The following is a 19,051-nucleotide window of genomic DNA, read 5'->3' as shown; positions in this document are numbered from 1 at the left end:
CGCCCGTCCACCGGGGCGGCCGTTGCCCATGCCATACCGGGCAGCGGCCGCCCGTCGCGCGGGGGCGCCGGCCGGGCGGGCCGCGCCGGCCGGGTCACCACCCGGTGAACAGCAGATGGTTCAGCAGGAGCGCGAGCACCGCCTGGGCGGCCAGCCAGACGCGCGGCCGCGGCAGCAGCGCGCCGGCCGCGAGCAGCCACATCGCGAACGGCAGCCAGATCCGCTCCGTCTCGGCCTTGCTCATCCCGGACAGATCCGCGACGAGTACGGCGACGAGGGCTGCCGCGACGAGGAAGGCGAGCCGAGCTTCGGCCGAGGCGGGTTGGGCCTCGGCCGGGGCGGGCCGGCCTTCGGACGGGGCCGCCCCTTTCCCGGCCGGGGTGGAGGGGCCTTCCACGTGGGTGGGTCCTGCTCCGGACGGGAGGGGCCGGCCTTCGTCCGGGGTGGGCCGGCCCTCGGTGAGAGCGGGGCGGTTCCCGGTCAGGGCGGGCGGGGGGTCCGGCGCGGTGGGGCGGGCGTCGGGCCGGGGTGCGCTGCGGCGGCGGGCGAGGGCCGTGGCGGCCCGCCGTAGGCCCGCGGCCGTGGCCAGGCCGGTGGTCAGGGCCGTGCAGGCCAGGTTGGCCCAGACCCAGTAGCCGTACGGGCGGGTGCCGCCGACGCCCTGGTAGTAGCGCGTGACCAGGAGCCGGTACCCGTCCGCCCAGCCGAAGCCGGCGAGGGTGAAGGCCAGCGGGACGATCGCCGCACCGGCCGGGACGAGGAGCAGCAGGGCCGGTCGCTCGCGGAGCCCGCGCCGCCCTGTCACCAGCACCGCCGCTCCGATCAGCGCGACAAGCGTGAGGCCGTAGGAGAGGTAGCAGGTCAGGCCGTACAGCAGCCCGCTGCCCGCCGCCCACGCCAAGGACCGTCCGGTGACCGCGAGGGCCAGCAGGGCCACGGACCAGGCGGCGACCGCCGCGAAGTACCCGTCGGCCGAGGCGCCCACCCACACGGCGGCCGGGGCCAGCACCAGGAACGGCGCCGCCCGCCGGGCCAGGTGCTCGCCGGCCAGGGCCCGGACCGTCACCAGCACCGCCAGACAGGCGGTCGAGCCGGCGGTGACGCACCAGGCGCCGGCCCAGCCGCCGCCGTGCAGGCCGATGCGGTCCAGAAGGACGAAGGTGAGGGTGGCCGCCGGGGGATGCCCGGCGACATGGGCCGGCCAGGGGTCCGGGGAGCCGCTGACGATGTGGTGGGTGAAGTCGCGCAGGGCGGCGGGGACGTCGTGGAAGCGCCCGATGACCGTCAGGTACTCGTTGCGGGTGGTGAGCCGCCCGGCCACCCCCCGCTGCCACCCGTCGACCAGCGCCAGCGACCACGTCCAGGCCAGTGCCGCCGCCCAGGCCGCGAGGAGCAGCCGCCGCCACCGCAGCCGGGCGGCGGCGGACGGCCCGTGGACCGCCACGGCACCCGCCACCAGGACGGCGGCCGGCGTGCCCGGACCCAGGTGCGGGTCCCAGTCCGCGAACAGCGGGGGCCAGTGGACGAACAGGGTGCGGCGGGTGTCCTGGATGTGCCGGCCGACGAGCACGGCGACGAGGACGAGCAGGGCGGCGGCCGCAGCGGCACCGAGGTCGGCGCGCAGGCCGGCGTACCGGTCGCGGAGGGGAGCCTGGGTCACACCGGAACGCTAGGGCGGCGACCGGGGGAACGGGTGGACCGGTGGACGGACGTCAGCGTTTCGTCATGGGTCGTGGCCCCGGTCCGGGCGTTCTTCCGGCCTACCGTCGGGGCATGCGCGACGACCGCCCACTGCTCCCCAGCTCACCCGGCTTCTGGCGCAGCCCGCTGCGCGGCCCCTGGTTCACCTCGGTGCTCGGCACGGTGCTGCTCGTCGGCATCACCGTGCTGTTCGTGACCGGCCTGGTGTCGTACGCGGCGTACAACCCGGACCTCTCCCCGGTGAACGACCAGACCCCGGACAAGGGACTCCTCGGCTTCTACCTCTTCGCCTGGCCCACCGGTCCGGTGTGGCTGTACCGGCTCACCCAGGGCGTCCACGTCACCCTCGGCATCGTCCTGATCCCGGTGCTGCTGGCCAAGCTGTGGTCGGTGGTGCCGAGGCTGTTCGCCCTGCCCCCGGCCCGCTCCCTCGCCCACGCGCTGGAGCGGATCTCGCTGCTGCTGCTCGTCGGCGGCGGGCTGTTCGAGTTCACGACCGGGGTGCTCAACGTCCAGCTGGACTACGTCTTCCCTGGCTCCTTCTACCCGCTGCACTTCTACGGCGCGTGGGTGTTCTTCGCCGCGTTCGTGGCGCACGCCGTGCTCAAGGCGCCGACGGCGGTGCGGAACCTGCGGCGGCACGTGCGCGAGGAGGGCGACCTGGTCGCCCCGCGCCCGGACGCGCCCACCGTCTCCCGGCGCGGGGCGCTGGCGCTGGTCGGCGGAGGCTCGCTGCTGCTGTTCCTGACCACGGTGGGGCAGAGCCTGGGCGGCCCGTTCCGCCGTACGGCCCTGCTCGCGCCGCACGGCGGGGCCGACCCCGGCGGCGGGCCGAACGGGTTCCAGATCAACAAGACGGCCGCGTACGCGGGGATCACCCCGGCCGACACCCACCAGGACGCCTGGCGGCTCGTCGTCACCGGGCGCACCGGAACCGTGCGGCTCAGCCGCGCCGACCTGCTCCGCATGCCGCTGCACAGTTCGTCGTTGCCGATCGCCTGCGTCGAGGGCTGGTCCACGGCGGACCAGTGGTGGCGCGGGGTGCGGCTCGGCGACCTCGCGGCGCTCGTCGGCCACGACGGCGACCCGCCGGACGTGTTCGTGGAGTCGCTCCAGCGGCACGGCGCCTTCCGCCGCGCCGCCCTGCGCGCCAACCAGGTGGCCGACCCGCGCTCCCTGCTCGCCCTGTACGTCAACGGCGAGACCCTGTCCCCCGACCACGGCTACCCGGCGCGGATCATCGTGCCCGCCGCGCCCGGTGTGCTCAACACCAAGTGGGTGGCCCGGCTGACCTTCGGAGACCTGTGATGCGTCCGCGTCCGCCGCTCGGCAACCCCTTCCAGATCCTGCTGCTGGCCTGCTCGTTCGCGCTCGCCGGGTATGCCGGGGTGCGGCTGCTCGCGGGTGACTGGCGGGCCGTCGCCCTGTGGCTGGTGGGGGCGGCCCTGCTGCACGACCTGGTGCTGCTGCCGCTGTACACGCTCGCGGACCGGGCCGTCGTCCGCGGGCTCGGCGCCGCCGGGCGCCGGGAGGGGACGCTGTACGTCCGTGTCCCGGCCGCCCTGTCCGGGCTGCTCCTGCTGGTGTGGTTCCCGCTGATCAGCGGGATGGCGGACCGGCGCTACCGGTCCGCCACGGGCCTGTCGACGGACGGCTTCCTCGCCCGCTGGCTGCTGATCAGCGCCGTCCTCTTCGGCGGCTCGGCGCTGCTGTGGGGGCTGAGGGTGCGCAGGGCCACGAAACGCCGCCCGCCGGCCGCCCACTGACCGACGGCCCGCCAGCCCGCCCGGCCCGCGTACCGCAGCAGGGCGGGAGTGCCGAGCCGCGCCCAGAGGAAGGCGCCGCCGCCGTCGATCGTCCCGGGGTGAGGGTCGTCACCCCTGGTTCCGCCGTGGGGGCCATCGCCCGTCGTCCCGCCGTCGGGGCCGAGCCGGCTTGTCCCGGCGTGGGAGCCGCCACCCTTCGTCCCGCCGTCGGGGCCTCCGCGGCTCGTGCCTCGGCCGAAGGCGCCCCTGCCCGTCCCGCCGTCGGGGCCCGCCCGCCCTCCGGCCGGCCCGGCCGCGCCGCCGCCGGCCGTCCCCGCCTCGGCGCCGCCGTCACCCGTCCCACCCCCATCCCCACCCCCGATCCCGGCGACGACCTGTACTTCCGACCGCTCGTCCACGTCCACCGCCGCCGTCTCGGCGATCAGGAGACCGCCGGGGCGCAGCAGCCGGGCCACCCGGTCCAACAGGGCGCGCGGATCGCCGCCGATGCCGATGTTGCCGTCCATGAGCAGCACCGTGCCCCAGCGTCCCTCGCCGGGCAGCGGATCGAACACCGAGCGCCGCAGCGCCTGGCCGCCGGTGCGCACGGTGTGGTCGACGGCGGCCGCGCTGACGTCGATGCCGAGGACGGTACGGCCCCGGGCGGCGAGTTCCGCCACCAGCCGCCCCGGCCCGCAGCCGACGTCGAGGACGGCGCCCTCGCACCGGTCCAGCACCGCGCGGTCCACCGCATCCGCCCGCGCGCACCACCGTTCGACCTCCAGCGGCAGCAGCCAGCCGTCGGTACGGCGCAGGAACAGCGGGCCGCGCCCGGTGCGCAGCGCGGCGGCGTAGGGATCGGCCCCCGCCCAGGCGACGGCCGCCCGTGTGCTCACCGCCCGGCCCCGGATCCGGAGCGTGCGGTGCAGCGGGCCAGCCGGGCGGCGAACCGGCCGTGCGGCGCCAGGGCGGCGACCGCGGCGGCGTCGGCGGCGGTGTCCACGTCCCGCAGCCGGGGCAGGTCACGCACCCGCAGCCCGGCCGCCACCAGGCGCTCCCGCTGGACGGCACCGGTCCGCGGTGTCGACATGGGTACGCCCCGCAGCAGGGCCGGATCGGGTTCGGCGAGCCCCAGCGCCCAGAAACCGCCGTCCTCCGCGGGCCCGAAAAGCGCGTCGTGGCCGGAGAAGTCCACGGTGAGCAGCTCCGGCGTCACCTGGGGGGTGTCCATCCCGATGAGCAGGGCGGGACCCTCGCACCCGGCGAACGCGTCGGCGAGCCGCCGGTCCAGACCGCCCGCGCACTGCGGTACGACGTCGAAACCGGGAGGCAGCCAGGGGCCGGGAGCCCCGTCCAGCACCAGGACGCGCCGGGTGGCGGGAGCGGCCGCCACGGCGCGCAGGGTGTCGGCGAGCGCCGCCTCCGCGAGTGCCGCCGCCTCCGCGGGAGTGAACGGCGGGGTGAGGCGCGTCTTGACCCGCCCCGGCAGCGGTTCCTTGGCGATGACGAGCAGTGTGGTCACGATGCCGTCCTCCCGTCGGCCGGGGGCTCGGCCAGGACCCGGCTCATGTCCCGCACCGCCTGCCAGGTACCCCGCCAGGTGCCCGTCACCTTGGAGGCGCCGGAGCGCGGCAGGTACGGCACGTCGCGCTCGGCGATCCGCCAGCCCGCGTCGGCCGCGCGCACCACCATCTGCAGCGGATAGCCGCTGCGCCGGTCGCTGAGACCGAGCGCGAGCAGTGGCTCCCGGCGGGCGGCGCGCAGCGGGCCGAGGTCGTGCAGCCGCACTCCGGTACGGCGGCGCAACAGCCGCGCGAGCGCGAAGTTGCCGGCTCGGGCGTGCGCGGGCCAGGCACCCCGGCCCCGCGTCCGCCGCCGCCCCAGGACCAGGTCGGCCCGGCCGTCGAGGACGTCCCGGACGAAGGGCACCAGGTGGCCGGGGTCGAGGGAGGCGTCGCAGTCGCAGAAGCAGACGACGTCGGCGGTGGCGGCGGTCAGCCCGGCGTGGCAGGCGGCACCGAAACCGCGCCGCGGCTCGTGGACGACGGTCGCGCCGAGGGCCCTCGCGATGTCCGCCGAGCCGTCGGTGGAGCCGTTGTCGACCACGAGGGCGCGCCAGCCCGCCGGGATCCGGGCGAGCACCCAGGGCAGGGCCGCCGCCTCGTCCAGGCAGGGCAGCACGACGTCCACGCTCGCCGGTGATGAGGGAGATGAGGTGGTCACGCCGTTCACCCTACGAACGCGAAGCGGACATTCCGGACCGGCGCTCCTTACGAAACGCGGACGTCGGGGGCGGGGCGGTGCCAGGGGTGCGACACCCGTGAGGGGCCGGTGCGAGGCTGGGACCATGCAACAGCCGCACCTGCCCGGAGCCCTGGACGGACCCACCCCCCACACCACCGCCCCGGCCCCCACGCCCGCCCCCCACACCACCGCCCCGGCCCCCGCGTCCGCCCGGGTCCTGGTCGTGGACGACGACGCGACCGTCGCCGAGGTCGTCGCCGGATACCTCGGCCGTGCCGGCTATGTCGTGGACCGGGCCGACGACGGCCCCGGCGCGCTGACCCGCGCCGCCGCCCACTGGCCCGACCTCGTGGTGCTCGACCTGATGCTGCCCGGCATGGACGGTCTGGAGGTCTGCCGCCGGTTGCGCGCCCGGGCCTCCGTGCCGGTCGTCATGCTCACCGCCCGCGGCGACGAGGACGACCGCATCCTCGGCCTGGAGGTCGGTGCCGACGACTACGTGACCAAGCCGTTCAGCCCCCGTGAACTGGTCCTGCGGGTGCAGTCGGTGCTCCGCCGCGCCCGCCCGGGCACGCCCGCGGGCCCGCTGGCCGCGGCCGGCCTCACCGTCGACCCCGCCGCCCGCCGCGCCACCAAGAACGGCACCGGACTCGCCCTCACCCTCCGCGAGTTCGACCTCCTCGCCTTCTTCCTGCGGCACCCGGGCCGGGCGTACAGCCGGGAGGACCTGATGCGCGAGGTGTGGGGCTGGGACTTCGGCGACCTCTCCACCGTGACGGTCCACATCCGCCGGCTGCGCGGCAAGGTCGAGGACGACCCGGCCCGGCCGCGCCTGATCCAGACCGTGTGGGGCGTCGGCTACCGCTTCGACCCGAGCGGCCGGGCGGGGGAGGACTGACATGCGCGACACCCTCCTCATCGCCCTGTACGCCTTCGCGGGGGCCGCTGCCACGGGCCTCGCGGGGGCCGCCGCGCTACGGCTGCTGCGGCGCCGCACGCTCACCGTGTCCCTCGCCGTCGTCGCCGCGGTCGGCGTGGGCGGCGTCCTCGCCGGCACCCTCGCGGTCGCCTGGGCGATGTTCCTGTCCCCGCACGACCTGACCGTGGTGACGACGGTCGTCGCGATGGCGGCCGTGGTCTCCCTGGCCACCGCGCTCGCACTGGGCCGCTGGGTCGTCGCCCGCAGCCACGAACTCACCCTGGCGGCACGCTCGTTCGGGGAGGCCGGCGACTTCGCCGCCCCCGCGAGTCCGGCCACCGCCGAACTGGCCGCGCTGAGCCGCGAGTTGGCGGCCACCAGTGCGCGGCTCGCCGAATCCCGGGAGCGGGAACGCCTGCTGGAGACCTCCCGCCGGGAACTCGTCGCCTGGATCTCGCACGACCTGCGCACCCCGCTCGCCGGTCTGCGCGCCATGTCGGAGGCCCTGGAGGACGGTGTCGCGGCCGACCCGGAGCGCTATCTGAAGCAGATGCGCACCGAGGTGGAGCGCCTCAACGACATGGTCGGCGACCTGTTCGAACTCTCCCGTATCCACGCCGGCACCCTCCCCCTGGCACCGTCCCGGATCTCCCTGTACGACCTCGTCGGCGACGCCCTCGCGGGGGCCGACCCGCTCGCCCGCGCCCACGGCGTACGGCTGGTCGGCGACCGCGTGGAGCCGGTCCCGGTGGAGGTCGACGCCAAGGAGATGAGCCGCGTCCTGGGCAACCTGCTGGTCAACGCCATCCGCCGGACGCCCGCCGACGGCACGGTGGCCGTCGCCGCCGAGCGCTCGCCCGACGGCGTGGTCCTGTCCGTGACGGACGGCTGCGGCGGCATTCCGGAGGAGGACCTGCCGCGCGTCTTCGACACCGGCTGGCGCGGCACCCACGCCCGCACCCCGCCGGCCGGGGCCGGCCTGGGCCTCGCCATCGTGCGCGGCATCGTCGAGGCCCACCGGGGCCGGGCCACCGTACGCAACATCCCCGGCGGCTGCCGCTTCGAGGTCACCCTGCCCGCGGCTCCCGCACCATGAACACGTCCACCGCGTCCTCGGTCTCGCAGGTGAAGCCGTGCCGCTCGTACAGCCGTCGGGCCGGACTGCCCTGCAGGACGTCGAGCCGGACCGGGACGCCGTCGCGGTCACACCGCTCCAGCAGCCGGCGCAGCACGGCCGAACCGATGCCGCTGCCCTGGAGGCGCGGGGCCAGGTAGAAGTGCTCCAGCCAGTGGGCGTCCGCGGCCGGGCGCAGCGCCACACAGCCGGCGAACGCGCCGTCCACCTCGATCACCCGGGTGTGCGCCGGAGCGAACCCGTCCCGCAGCCGTTGCCGCACCCGCTTCTCGTCGTACCGCCCGAGCCGCTCCAGGTCCGCCCGCAGTACCACGGCCCGCAACTCGGCCACCGCCTCGACGTCCGCCGGCGAAGCCGGACGGATCCTCCAGTCCGCCATGATCGTCACATTAGCGGGGCGCACACCCGGCGCACTCGTTCATCCGTCGGCCGCGAACTCCCGCATCCCCTCCGCGAATCCGACCTCCGGTTTCCAGCCCAGCTCGGCCCGCAGCCGTGCGGAGTCGGCCGTGATGTGCCGTACGTCCCCCAGCCGGTACTCCCCGGTGACGACCGGCGCGGGCCCGCCGTGGGCGTCGGCCAGGGCGCGGGCCATCTCCCCGACGGTGTGCGGCTCACCGCTGCCGGTGTTGTACACGGTCAGCAGCCCCGGGGCGGACCCCGCCTCCAGCGCGACGACGTCGGCGGCCGCCACGTCCCGCACATGGACGAAGTCCCGCCGCTGCCGCCCGTCCTCGAACACCCGCGGCGCCTCACCGCGGGCGAGCGCGGACCGGAAGAAGGAGGCGACACCGGCGTACGGGGTGTCGCGGGGCATCCCGGGCCCGTACACGTTGTGGTAGCGCAGCGACACCGCGGACCCGCCGGTCGCCCGGGCCCAGGCGGCGGCCAGGTGCTCCTGCGCGAGCTTGGTCGTGGCGTACACGTTGCGCGGATCGGCCGGCGCGTCCTCGCCGACCAGCCCGGGAGCCGGTTCCGCGCCGCACGCCGGGCACCTCGGCTCGAACCGCCCCGCGTCCAGATCGGCGACCCTCCGCGGCCCCGGCCGGACGACCCCGTCGCGCGGGCACACGTACCGCCCCTCCCCGTAGACCACCATCGACCCGGCCAGCACCAGACGCCGTACCCCCGCCTCGGCCATGGCGGAGAGCAGCACGGCGGTGCCCAGGTCGTTGCGGGAGACGTACTCGGCCGCGTCCCCGAACCCCGTCCCGAGTCCGACCATCGCGGCCTGGTGGCAGACGGCGTCCACACCGGCCAGGGCCCGCGCGACCGCCACCGGATCGCGTACGTCCGCGCCCGTATCCTCCCGTACGTCGAACACCACCGCCTCGTGCCCGCGCGCCCGCAGCGCCTCGACGACATGAGACCCGATGAACCCGGCACCGCCGGTGACCAGAACCCGCATACGCCCACGCTAGGCCCGCCGCGGCGGCGGACGGCGGGGCCGCGCCCGCACGTCACGACTCCGTAAGCCGTGCCCGCGCTCCCCGCTCGTGTCTGGCTCCCGCCCGTCCGCTCCCGGCCCTGCCACGCCCACCGGACGCCGGCGCCCGCCGACCTGTGACCCAGGGTGGGTGACGCCCGTCACACGACCCGCGCACGGCTGCGATCGTTAGGCTGCTGCCGTGACCGAGGGCGGGAGCACGGCAGTGGGCGAGGCCGGCACGGAGGGGTCCAGGACGCGTCTGTGGGTGGAGCGCAGCCTGCGCCCCGGCGACCGGATCCGCGGTGTGGTGCGGCTGCGCGGGGGCTGGACCTCACGGATGCGGCGGATCGACGTCGAAGGGAACGGCGAGCGGTACTCCCTCGTCCTGCGGTCGTTCGTCAAGCCGTTCTACGTCAGGCACGCCCAGGGACTGCTGACGCGGGAGGCGGACATCCTCCGGCTGCTCGCGGACACCGGCGTCCCGGCCGCCCGGCTGCACGCGGTCGACGCCACGGCCGAGCACTGCGACCACCCGTCCCTGCTGATGTCGCTGCTTCCCGGTACCCTCCGGCTGACCGGCGAGGACCTCGAACGGACGACACGACTCCTCGCCCGGCAACTCGTCGCGGTCCACGCGCTGTCCGTGCCGGAGGGAGCCCGGCCCCGCGCCTACGAGGCGTGGACCGGCCCGGAGCGGGTGCGGCTCCCCGTGAGCCCGGGACGACCGGAGGTGTGGCGGCGTGCCGTGGACGTGATCCGCCGCCCGCCCCCGGCACACCGTCCCTGCTTCCTGCACCGCGACTTCCACCCGGGGAACGTGCTCTTCTCCGGCACGGGCGCCGGCCTGGCCGTCACGGGTGTCGTGGACTGGGTGGAGACGTCCTGGGGCCCCGCCGACCTGGACGTGGCCCACTGCTCCACGGCGCTCGCCCTGCTGCACGGAGTGCCCGCCGGCATGAGCCTGGCGGAGCACTACGTCGCGGCCGGCGGGACACTCGCCGAGAAGCCGGCCGACCACCTGTACTGGCGGGTCCTCGACGCGCTGGCCTTCGCGCCGGACGCCGAGAAGGTCGCCGAGCCCTGGCGGGAACTGGGCAGGCACGACCTGACGCCCGCCGTCCTCACCGAGCGCCTGGAGGCGTACCTCCAGGCGCTCTTCGCGTCGTACGGCTGACGCCCGCCCCGGCCCTACCAGGTGACCGGCAGCCGCAGCGGGAAACGGCGGATGGTGCCGGTGTCCCACTCGATGTCGTCGGGATCGACGTCGAGACGCAGGCCGGGGAAGCGGGCCAGCAGGCCGGTGACCGCGCTGTCCAGTTCCGCCCGGGCGAGCGGGGCGGCGAGGCAGTGGTGCCCGCCCCAGCCGAACGTCATGTGCGGGCGCACGGGCCGTTCGAGGTCGAGCGCGTGCGGGTCGGGGAAGACGGCCGGGTCGCGGTTGGCCGCCAGATAGGACACGTGCACGTAGTCGCCGGCCTTGATGGCGGTCCCCTCGATCTCCGCGTCCTCCAGGGCGATCCGCGGGATGCCCACGCCCTTGCGGAAGGGGATGAACCGCAGCAGCTCCTCCAGGGCACCGGGGAACCGCTCCGGGTCGCGCGCGAGCGCCGCGCGCTCCTCGGTCCGGGTCAGCAGCAGATAGGCGATGTTGCTGATCTGACAGGTCGCGGTGTCGTTGCCGCTGAGGATCAGCGTCACCGCCAGGACCGCCAACTCGTCGTCGCTCAGCGGCTCCTCGCCCTCCGGGACCTCGGCGGTGGCCATCGCGCTGAGCAGGTCCTCGCCGGGCGCGCTCCGGCGGGCCGGGATGAGCTCGGCGAAGTACTTCCGGAGGCTGGCCTTGGCGTCGGCCGCGTCCTGCCGGGCGTCCGGCGACGTGGCCAGCAGCCGCATGGTGTACGCGCGCAGCTCGTCGCGGTCGGTCTCGGGGACGGCGAGCAGCTCGCAGATCGTCAGGTGGGGCAGCGGGACCGACAGATGGGTCACCAGGTCCGCGGGCGGCCCCTCCTCGGCCATCGCCGTGAGCAGCCCGGCCACCACCCGATCCACGGCCGGCCGCATGGCCGCCACCCGCTCCCGGGTGAACGCCTGGGCCGTCACATGCCGCAACCGGGTGACGTGCGGGGGGTCCGTCACGTTGATCGACTCCGGGGACACGATGGGCTCCGGTGTCATCCTCGGATAGTCGCGCCCCACGATGGCCGCCCGGCTGAACCTGGGATCGCAGGTCACCTGACGCACTCCGGCGAAGCTGGTCACCAGCCACGCCTCGGCCTCGCCGTAGGGCAACCGGATCCTGCTGACCGGGCCGCGCTGCGCCAGCGCGGCCAGCGCGGGATCGAACTCCAGCGCGTCGGCGAAGTCGAAGGGGCAGACGGGCACTTCCGTGTCGTGGAACGACATACAGCCTCCTTTGCGCGCCGTCGGGCGCGTCGCTTCCGAGGTGCGGGTCCTTCCCGTGCCGGCCGCCGAGCGCCGGACAACGATGTCAGGGCACGAAGGCGCTGATCCCGCCGGCGGGCTGCCCCTGGAAGAGGCCACCGCGACCACTATGCGGGAGATCGGCCGGCCCCGCAGAACGGACGCCCGGGGCAACCTCTCGGCCTTACGTATCACCGCGGCGACCAGGACGGTGGCTCCGGCTCCCGCGAGCGCGGCCAGTTCGTCCTCCACGTGCATCCTCTTCCTCACCGGGGCGTGCGTCCGTCGACCGGCAGGTCCCCGTTCTGCGTGGCGTAGACGACGCCGTGTCCTGAAGCCCTGTTGACCGTCTTCGAGAAGCCCGCCGGGCGGTCCCTTCGGTTCGGCTCGACGGCCTGGTCGCGCACGGGCTCTCCGCCAAGCCCCGCTTCGGGAGGAGAGCAGGCGCCTCGCGCCTGGGGCTTCTAGGGCCGAGGGGCAGGCGTGGACACGTCCGTTGGTCGCCTTTGTCGACCTCGGCTGGGTCGTATCTGCGTTTTGAACTGCTGACTGCAAGGTCATTGCGGCCAGGGCGATGGTCACGTCGGTTGCCCAAAGCCATTGCGGTTTGCCTTGGGTGACCCGATGAGCGGGGCTGCACCAGCACGAGAAATATCGTCGCCCGCATGGTCGACTTGCGTGTCGGTTCAGGGGTGCAAAACTGGAGTCGCCGGTGTTTACGCCGCTGAGTAACCGAACGTGGGATGTCGTTCCCTTCGCGCTTTTCTTCAAGTGGCCACTCCGCCCGGTTGTACGTTTCTTCACGCTTCTGGAGGTCACCGCTCATGGAGCGCAGGATCGCGAGCATCGACGAGGTTGCGGCTAGCGGGGGCACGGTCATCTCGGCAGACGATGAGGCAATCGTCGAGATAATCAAGAAGGCAGTCGACGGTGGAGTGTCGGCGTCATTTTACGTCCCCCGTGGCGTTGCTGACACGGTAATGGCATGGTACTGGACTCCTGAGCGAATCGAGGCGCTCAAGGTCGAGGTAGTGTCTTCTGATGAGCTGAAGAGGATCGAAACGGATCTCGGCCTGAAGGATGTGATTCATTTTGCAAACCGCACACCATGTGAGAACTGCGGGCACGTGTATGGTGCCTACGAATTTGTTGCGCAAGGGATCCGAGCACACGGCCGGGAGGCGGTGGAAGCGGTTCTGGAACTGAAAGAGGCTGTTCTCATCCGAGTCAACCCGTCCGAAGTCTCCGTTTGCCCGAACTGCAATGGGTGAATCACAGAGGGTGGTCTCAAGCTTGAAGAAAGGATCGTCGGAGGGACAGAAGTTCCTCATTACTATGGTGGAACGGGTTCGTATGCCGGATGCTGTTCGGGAGGGCGCCGTAATCTGTGAGGGTGCGCGGACACCGAACGGCAGGGCCGTATCCTGAGGCAGGCGATGCAGGCACTGTCGATGCGTCGCAGCCGCCCGGCGCAGCCGGGCGCCGCCCCACTCCGGGTCCAGGTACCCGGCAACCGAACGGGAGTTGACCGGTGATCAGTCTGGCCGCAGTGGGGGGAGTGGCCCTGGTCGAACTGGGCATGGCCCTGACTCCCGGACCGAACATGATCCACCTCGCCTCTCGCGCGATCACCCAAGGCCGCAGGGCGGGCCTGGTCAGCTTGAGCGGGACCGCCGTGGGATTTCTGTGCTACCTGCTGGCCGCGGCCGCGGGTCTGTCCGCGTTGTTCGCCGCCGTGCCGCTGGCGTTCACGGTGGTCAAGCTCGCCGGGGCCGCCTATCTGGCCTACCTGGCCTGGGCCATGCTCAAGCCCGGTGGCCGCTCGCCCTTCGCCCCGGCCCAGGACCTGCCTCCGGTCTCTGACGCCCGCCTGTTCTCGATGGGGCTCCTGACCAATCTGCTCAACCCCAAGATCGCTCTCATGTACGCCGCTCTTCTGCCCCAGTTCATGGATGCGCAGGCGGGCCCGGACTGGGCGCAGCTGCTCCAGCTCGGTGGTGTGCAGATCATCGTCGGGATCTCCGTGAACGCTCTGATCATGCTGGGCGCAGCACGGGTGTCGGGGTTTCTGGGTGGCCGGCCCCGCGTGATGACCGCTCAGCGGTTCGCTTCAGGCGGCTTGCTCGGTGTCTTCGCGCTGCGCACCGCCCTGTCACGTACGCCTGTCTCGGCCTGAGCCATGCCCGCGCGCCTGTGACGCCGGTCCTGCCGGGGCCGGGCAGGGAGCCGCTGGGTGAGCACTGGGGACCGTGGGCGGGCACGTCGTCCCCGCGAGAATGTCTGCCTGGGTTTCACGGGGACGCCGTGCGCAGGGCGCCATGCGGTCAGGTCTGGCACTGGGAGGTCGCGGCGCCGGTCCAGTTGCTCCAGGCACCTCCTGCGGGTTTGACGTGAACGCGGATCTCGGCCTTGGCGTTGACGACGAAGCAGACGCGGGTGGTGCTGCCGATTTCGATGGGGCCGGTGGTGGTGCGGCGGGGGACGAGGGTGCGTCCGTTGCCGATTTTGACCCAGTGGCCGCCGGAGACGATGCGGAAGAAGGCTTCGTAGTCGACGTAGGCGGCGTGGGGGCGGGTGTTGGTCAGGACGACGTGGGCTTTGATCTCGCGGGTGTAGACGCGTCCTTCCTTGCCCTTTTCGGCGCTGATGCAGCCGTTGGCGGCGATGCCCTGGGTGGAGACGGAGCCGCCGCAGGCGATGGCGGCGGCGCGGGCGTCGGTGGCGGGAAGCAGCAGGGTGAGCATGGTGGTGGCGGTCAGGACTGCGGTGCGCGTCAGGCGCATGGGGGAGGTCCTCTCAGTGGAAGGATGTCCTACTTTCCCGCGAAATTTCGTCCTGGGGAAGAGGGCCTTCGAATCGGAAGGCGTCCACGACCACGGGGCAACCAGACGGCGGCGCGCGTCCCTCGGCCTGTCACGTCGACCCGAAATGCAAGCCGTGCCCTCACCGGAATCCTCTGGCTACCCGCCACCGCGTGACACCCGTGAAGGGGCACCTTTCATACCCGTCGTGTGAATGCCGCCGACCGCCAGGCCGGCCTGACCCCGGCTGTTCCGGGTCCTGATAGCCGGGGATGGTGGATTTCCTCTTCGCGGTCGCCGTAAAGCATTGTCACATTGATGCGGAGGTTCTCGTAGCCAGGGCGGAAGCAGATCGCGTCCGACGCGTGAAAAAGGTCGGAGTTGAAGATCACCGCCCGGTTCTGCCGGTAGGGGATGGTCATGCTGCGGGCCCGTCGGCGTTGCAGGAAGGGCCGGATGACGTCCTGGCAGCCGTTGTAGGTGTCGAAGCCCCAGGACAAGGGGGCGTCGATGTCGTGGACCACCAGGCCCCCTGAGTGCTCGTCGGCATTCGCGTCGTCCGGAGTGACCCAGAAGTTGACGTTGACGGCGGCGAAGTCCGCGTGCGTGGTGACGTCAGCGGGTACGTGGGGGCCGCACTTGAAGCCCCACATCTGGCGCAGCGGGTATCGATCGCCGATGAGCCGAGGCAGAGCGTCTCGCAGTTCCTGGGCGATCTGCATGAGCAGGGGGCAGACGAACCCGTCCTGCATGAGCGCGCCCAGCCGGCCGTGCGCATAGCGGTTGCCGAACCACACCGTCGACTCCAGACAGAACCGATACAGCTCGCTCAGCGCCTCCTCGGTGAGGAAGTCGTCCACGTACACCACGCCGGGTGCGTTCGCCAGGTACTGCTCCTCAACGGTTGCGGGGTCCCAGCGATGTGACAGGGCACGCGCCACGCGCGGTGTGTGGCGGACATGCAGCAGACGGTTGTAGGTGGCGGCGATACACCGGTTGGCATCGGAGTCTAGGGGTTCCCGAGCTTCGGGGCCTTTGGCCACCAGCCGGTCGCGCACGGCTTGGTAGGCATCGACAACCCGGCTGTACTCCGTGCCCAACACACCCAAGCGTTGGAGATACTGCATCTGGTGGATGTCGTGCTGCAACTTGGGAACGCTCAGTGCGATGGTCGAGCGCTCAGCCGGACTCGAGGAAGCGCCCCAGCGCAACTGGGCGAAAAGCGAGGCCCACCTCTCGGCGAGCGGGAAGTCGCCGTGCTCCAAGGCCGCATTGAGCACGTCCGGTGCCCACGCCAAGTCGTCGGCGCGCGTGCGCATGTCGTCACGCAGCAACGGCAGCACCTCGTCCCAGCGTTCCGAGGCGGCCAGCAAGAGCGCCAACTCGCGTCGGGCCGCCCAGTCTTCCGGGCCGGCCTGCAGGGCGTTGCTGAGAAGTCGCGCCGCTTCCTCCGCACGTCCGGCAATGACAGTCGCCCTCGCACGGGCGACGGCCGATCCGGCGTTCCACGACGTGCCCACGTGGATCACCCGAGCTGGAAGGCGTCGTGTGCCTGAAGCTCCACTGCGTACCGGGCCAGACCGTTGAGGGTCACTGCGACGTACGGGGGCACGAAGTGTGCGCTGAACGCCTGGTCATCGTCTGGCTGCTGGATGCGGATGTACGTTTCCCAGGTGATGTTGGTCACGAACGGGGTGGTGCCGGCTCGGGCCTGCATGCCGAGGTGCTCCTGGTCCACTGCCGGCTCCCCGTTCGCCCTGCCGTCCCCGTCCTCGCAGAGTTGTGTCTGGGCGATATGGAGGTTGACGAAGTAATGCAGCAGTTCATCGGTCAGCACGTAGATTCCGGTTTCTGCCACACACCCTTCCAGTAGAACGGCCACGACGTCCCGGCCACCATGGCTGACAGTCGCCTCGCAGAAGTCGGCGAGGAACTGCCCCCTAGTGGGCACCTTGTCCGTGTGACGGTGCACGTACTTCTGGAACCACTCCAGCAGCTTCGGGTTGGCGAAGACCGAGTAGATGAGCCTGTCGGTGAGGGCCGCTTGCTCCCGTGAAACGGATGGGCCCGCAAGGTACTCCACCAGGACCTGGGACGGACCGGTGATGAACTGTTCTCGCAGCAGGAAGTCTGTCTCCATGGCCTGGAACAGTGCGTCGATACGGCGCACGGTCGCAGCGCGGGACATCACAGTGGATCGTTGCGTGCCCAATGCCCTCTCCTCCGGTCGCGTCGATCAGGTAGGCCGGCAGGTGCTGACCGCGACCCGGTTCCTAGCTAAGAGGGAAGCCGCTACGAAATGTGTGCGGCACGCCGCAGCTCAAGGGGCGTGGCCCGGGTTCACACCTTTGGCCCGTGGAGGCTGCCCCACGCCACCCACTGCCCCCGGGCAGGCGCTCACACACCGGCCGGGCCGTGGTCCGAACGGGACACGGTCATACGAGGGCGACGGGGGTGTGACCGCGGCGAGCCCATGCGCGTAGGGTGGGCGGCCTCGAGAAGCCGGATACGGCCTCGAAGACGATTCACGCGCCGGGCGCCGCCGCGGTGGTTCCGCCCACGGCCGGGGTTCCCTCCCCGGCCGTGGATTGCCTCCTCGTCCCGCGGTGAATTTCACGCGGATGAAGGCGAGCCAATGAACCGGGGGAAGCCTTACGCGCCTTCTTCGTCCGGGGCGTGCTTGTACATCCACAGATAGACTCGGCGCTCGCTCGGCACGGAGGTCGCGACGATGCAGATGCCGCTGTGGCCCATACCCACGTGATGGTTGGCGATCGTGGAGGTCACTGTCCAGTCCTGCTCGACCTCGCTGATCTCTTTTGCGAGCACAGCGATCGGTTCGCGCAGGAAGCGTGCGAACTCCTCGCTGTCGCTCTTCCACTCACGCCAGTACATGCTCCACGGCTCGGATCGGATCTCTTCCGAGACCTCGTCAATCATCGTCCACCGAGCTGTGCCGCTCGCTTGCGCTGCCATGGTTCGGTCCTTTCGGAGGGGGTATCGGGAGCCGATCCTCAGTAGAAGACAACACGCCGGAGACCCGCAACGCGATCTTCACTCGAATGGCAATTCGGGAAGCTCTATGTCGTTGCGGTACCCGGCTTCTCCTGCACACTCGACTTGCGCCCGACCGGCCGTCGCAGGAGCATGGGAGAGCCCAGTTGAACGGTCGGGGTGGAGGAGCGTCAGTGGCCGATTCGAGAGCACCGTCGACGAAAACCCCGGAAGAGGCGATCGCAAATGATGCCGCCTATTCGGAGGGTTCGGTCTGGTCCGTCCAGTTCATTCGTGCCAAGAGGGGGCAGACGCCTTCCTACCTGTCCTGTCTGGGGACTCAGTGGAAGCCTCTGATGGAGGCCGCCAAGCAGCAGGGCATCATCCTCGGCTATCGGGTGCTGATGGCACCACTCAACACCCCTGAGGACTGGGACTTCATGCTCCTCGTCGAACTACCGAACATGGCGGCGCTGGACGGTTACAACGAGAAGATGCGCGCCCTGGCCACCAGCCTCGGTGCCGAGAAACCGCGCTGTTCTCAGCACTCGGAGCTGGTGGGAATGAAGCTGCTGCGCGAAGCTGTTCTGAAATAGGAGATGTCTGGCCACCCATGGACACGAACGAAGAACCAGTCCCCCTGAAGCGGCTGGACCTCAGGAGAGAGGTCGTCGGCGACCTGATCGACGCGGTGCTCACCACACAGGGCCACAGTCTCTGGACGTGCGACATCGACGACGAGACCGCACACGAGGACGACCGCGATGAAGCTGGCTCCGGTACTCCGCGTACCGTGGGCTGATTTCCAGCCCCCCCGCTGGGGTGGCGAGCCCAGAGTGGTCGTTGGCTGGCCGGCCGCGCAAGCGGCCCCACGGCTGTGGAGCGCCGACTATCTCAAATCAGTGGCGGGGGAACGGGAGGTGGCGGTCCGCGAGGTCGCGGGGCCGCCGATCAATGTTTTCCAGAACCTGGACGAGGGCGGGTACATCTCGTTTCACCGCTACATGGACTGGGTCGTCGAAACCGCCGAGACCATCCGTGGCGTCGTCGGGGAGCCGTGGGACGCGCAGGAAGCAACCAGAGCGATCAGCCGTGTCCAGCCGGATCGGTTCTATTACCTCGACGCCAGGCTGAAGCGACTCTCCAAGGACCTCGAGGCGAGCCTGCCCGCCCCCGGCTGGTACCGGAGGGCACCGGTCGACACCAATTTCTGGTGCGGAGTGCTGGGGACGTCCTGCGGACTCCATTCCGACGTGACGCCCAACTGCAATACGCAGGTCGTAGGCCGCAAAGAGTTCGTGCTCTTTCCGCCGTCGCAGTCACGCTTCGTCTACCGCGTCCGGGGCATCACCCACTGCCGCTTCGACCCCAACAGGCCGGACTTCGACAGGTTTCCCCTGGCGCGTCAGGCCACTGGCCTGCGGTGCATCCTGCGCCCCGGCGAGTCCCTCTACATCCCCGTCGGTTGGTTTCACCAGGTCACCGTGGTCTCCGCTTGGGCGGTGAACGTGAACTTCTTCTGGCCGCGACCCTTCCCGCAGGGGCTCGTCAACCGCAGCCTGTGGCGGCTGCTGCTGCGACGTGGCTGCGTCAGGCTCCGTACTGTCCCCCAATCTCTCCGCTCCCGGCTTCCCCTTCCGGGAGCCGGCCGGCGAGACTGAC

21 protein-coding genes are annotated in these 19,051 nt (G+C 71.8%); 9 read left to right on the top strand and 12 right to left on the bottom strand.

Translation table 11 applies throughout. The annotated features are described in order from the left end of the window. Window positions 1-94: 94 nt before the first annotated feature. A complete protein-coding gene (locus IEZ20_RS17640; RefSeq protein ID WP_229896119.1) occupies window positions 95-1,660 on the bottom strand; it encodes a hypothetical protein in 1,566 nt (521 codons plus the stop codon). 113 nt (window positions 1,661-1,773) lie between these two features. On the opposite strand from IEZ20_RS17640, the gene IEZ20_RS17635 reads away from it, so the two are divergent. Next, the gene (locus IEZ20_RS17635; RefSeq protein WP_229896118.1) at window positions 1,774-3,009 is read left to right on the top strand and encodes a molybdopterin-dependent oxidoreductase; all 1,236 of its coding nucleotides are present in this window, start codon (window positions 1,774-1,776) and stop codon (window positions 3,007-3,009) included. Between the two features lie 313 nt (window positions 3,010-3,322). Here IEZ20_RS17635 and IEZ20_RS39735 read toward each other — a convergent pair whose 3' ends face one another. The 3 genes from IEZ20_RS39735 to IEZ20_RS17615 are packed head-to-tail and all read right to left on the bottom strand — an operon-like array spanning window position 3,323 to window position 5,678. Next, window positions 3,323-4,342, bottom strand: a complete 1,020-nt coding sequence (locus tag IEZ20_RS39735) for a class I SAM-dependent methyltransferase (protein ID WP_229896117.1) — start codon at window positions 4,340-4,342, stop codon at window positions 3,323-3,325. Then, on the bottom strand, window positions 4,339-4,968 hold the full coding sequence (locus IEZ20_RS17620; protein WP_189299561.1) for a TIGR04282 family arsenosugar biosynthesis glycosyltransferase: 630 nt from the start codon (window positions 4,966-4,968) through the stop codon (window positions 4,339-4,341). Before IEZ20_RS17620 ends, IEZ20_RS39735 begins: the two co-directional genes overlap by 4 nt. Beyond that, window positions 4,965-5,678 (bottom strand): glycosyltransferase family 2 protein, encoded by a 714-nt coding sequence (locus IEZ20_RS17615; RefSeq protein ID WP_189299559.1) that lies wholly within the window; start codon window positions 5,676-5,678, stop codon window positions 4,965-4,967. Before IEZ20_RS17615 ends, IEZ20_RS17620 begins: the two co-directional genes overlap by 4 nt. Window positions 5,679-5,793: 115 nt before the next feature. On the opposite strand from IEZ20_RS17615, the gene IEZ20_RS17610 reads away from it, so the two are divergent. After that, window positions 5,794-6,588, top strand: a complete 795-nt coding sequence (locus tag IEZ20_RS17610) for a response regulator transcription factor (protein WP_229896116.1) — start codon at window positions 5,794-5,796, stop codon at window positions 6,586-6,588. Between the two features lies 1 nt (window position 6,589). Beyond that, window positions 6,590-7,705, top strand: coding sequence for a sensor histidine kinase (locus tag IEZ20_RS17605; RefSeq protein ID WP_189299557.1), 1,116 nt, complete (start codon window positions 6,590-6,592; stop codon window positions 7,703-7,705). Here the strand turns inward: IEZ20_RS17605 and IEZ20_RS17600 are convergent. Further along, the gene (locus IEZ20_RS17600; RefSeq protein ID WP_189299555.1) at window positions 7,677-8,123 is read right to left on the bottom strand and encodes a GNAT family N-acetyltransferase; all 447 of its coding nucleotides are present in this window, start codon (window positions 8,121-8,123) and stop codon (window positions 7,677-7,679) included. The two genes, IEZ20_RS17605 and IEZ20_RS17600, sit on opposite strands and share 29 nt — an antisense overlap. A gap of 39 nt (window positions 8,124-8,162) precedes the next feature. Beyond that, complete coding sequence (locus tag IEZ20_RS17595) at window positions 8,163-9,152, bottom strand: NAD-dependent epimerase/dehydratase family protein (protein ID WP_189299553.1); 990 nt, start codon at window positions 9,150-9,152, stop codon at window positions 8,163-8,165. Window positions 9,153-9,372: 220 nt separating this feature from the next. Here IEZ20_RS17595 and IEZ20_RS17590 point away from each other — a divergent pair, with 220 nt between their 5' ends. Further along, window positions 9,373-10,347 carry a phosphotransferase family protein gene (locus IEZ20_RS17590; protein ID WP_229896115.1) on the top strand — a complete coding sequence of 325 codons (975 nt, stop codon included), beginning with the start codon at window positions 9,373-9,375 and terminating at the stop codon, window positions 10,345-10,347. A 14-nt stretch (window positions 10,348-10,361) separates the two neighbouring features. Here the strand turns inward: IEZ20_RS17590 and IEZ20_RS17585 are convergent, their stop codons facing one another. Next, window positions 10,362-11,576: a cytochrome P450 gene (locus IEZ20_RS17585; RefSeq protein WP_189299551.1), complete on the bottom strand. Its 1,215-nt coding sequence runs from the start codon at window positions 11,574-11,576 to the stop codon at window positions 10,362-10,364. A 284-nt stretch (window positions 11,577-11,860) separates the two neighbouring features. After that, complete coding sequence (locus IEZ20_RS17580; protein WP_189299549.1) at window positions 11,861-12,001, bottom strand: hypothetical protein; 141 nt, start codon at window positions 11,999-12,001, stop codon at window positions 11,861-11,863. A gap of 417 nt (window positions 12,002-12,418) precedes the next feature. Between IEZ20_RS17580 and IEZ20_RS17575 the strand changes: the two genes are divergently transcribed. Both IEZ20_RS17575 and IEZ20_RS17570 read left to right on the top strand, forming a co-directional pair. After that, complete coding sequence (locus tag IEZ20_RS17575; protein WP_189299547.1) at window positions 12,419-12,865, top strand: hypothetical protein; 447 nt, start codon at window positions 12,419-12,421, stop codon at window positions 12,863-12,865. Between the two features lie 260 nt (window positions 12,866-13,125). Next, complete coding sequence (locus IEZ20_RS17570; RefSeq protein ID WP_189299545.1) at window positions 13,126-13,770, top strand: LysE family translocator; 645 nt, start codon at window positions 13,126-13,128, stop codon at window positions 13,768-13,770. A gap of 148 nt (window positions 13,771-13,918) precedes the next feature. On the opposite strand, the gene IEZ20_RS17565 is transcribed toward IEZ20_RS17570, so the two are convergent. The 4 genes from IEZ20_RS17565 to IEZ20_RS17550 all read right to left on the bottom strand — a co-directional run bounded on the left by IEZ20_RS17565 (window position 13,919) and on the right by IEZ20_RS17550 (window position 17,371). Further along, on the bottom strand, window positions 13,919-14,377 hold the full coding sequence (locus IEZ20_RS17565; RefSeq protein WP_189299543.1) for a hypothetical protein: 459 nt from the start codon (window positions 14,375-14,377) through the stop codon (window positions 13,919-13,921). Window positions 14,378-14,592: 215 nt separating this feature from the next. After that, window positions 14,593-15,915 (bottom strand): tetratricopeptide repeat protein, encoded by a 1,323-nt coding sequence (locus tag IEZ20_RS17560; RefSeq protein WP_189299541.1) that lies wholly within the window; start codon window positions 15,913-15,915, stop codon window positions 14,593-14,595. 5 nt (window positions 15,916-15,920) lie between these two features. Beyond that, window positions 15,921-16,565 carry a hypothetical protein gene (locus IEZ20_RS17555; RefSeq protein WP_189299539.1) on the bottom strand — a complete coding sequence of 215 codons (645 nt, stop codon included), beginning with the start codon at window positions 16,563-16,565 and terminating at the stop codon, window positions 15,921-15,923. 482 nt (window positions 16,566-17,047) lie between these two features. Then, on the bottom strand, window positions 17,048-17,371 hold the full coding sequence (locus IEZ20_RS17550) for a hypothetical protein (RefSeq protein WP_189299537.1): 324 nt from the start codon (window positions 17,369-17,371) through the stop codon (window positions 17,048-17,050). A gap of 212 nt (window positions 17,372-17,583) precedes the next feature. Here IEZ20_RS17550 and IEZ20_RS17545 point away from each other — a divergent pair, with 212 nt between their 5' ends. The 3 genes from IEZ20_RS17545 to IEZ20_RS17535 are packed head-to-tail and all read left to right on the top strand — an operon-like array spanning window position 17,584 to window position 19,050. Continuing rightward, window positions 17,584-17,985 (top strand): hypothetical protein, encoded by a 402-nt coding sequence (locus IEZ20_RS17545; protein ID WP_189299535.1) that lies wholly within the window; start codon window positions 17,584-17,586, stop codon window positions 17,983-17,985. A gap of 17 nt (window positions 17,986-18,002) precedes the next feature. Then, entirely contained in the window at window positions 18,003-18,191 is a 189-nt protein-coding gene (locus tag IEZ20_RS17540; protein WP_189299533.1) for a hypothetical protein, read from the top strand. Beyond that, complete coding sequence (locus IEZ20_RS17535; RefSeq protein WP_189299531.1) at window positions 18,154-19,050, top strand: cupin-like domain-containing protein; 897 nt, start codon at window positions 18,154-18,156, stop codon at window positions 19,048-19,050. Before IEZ20_RS17540 ends, IEZ20_RS17535 begins: the two co-directional genes overlap by 38 nt. The last annotated feature ends 1 nt before the right edge of the window (window position 19,051 follow it).

It is taken from the genome of Streptomyces cinerochromogenes, from assembly GCF_014648635.1.
GTDB classification, from domain to species: Bacteria; Actinomycetota; Actinomycetes; order Streptomycetales; family Streptomycetaceae; genus Streptomyces; species Streptomyces cinerochromogenes.
This window is presented reverse-complemented; position numbering and strand designations above follow the sequence as displayed.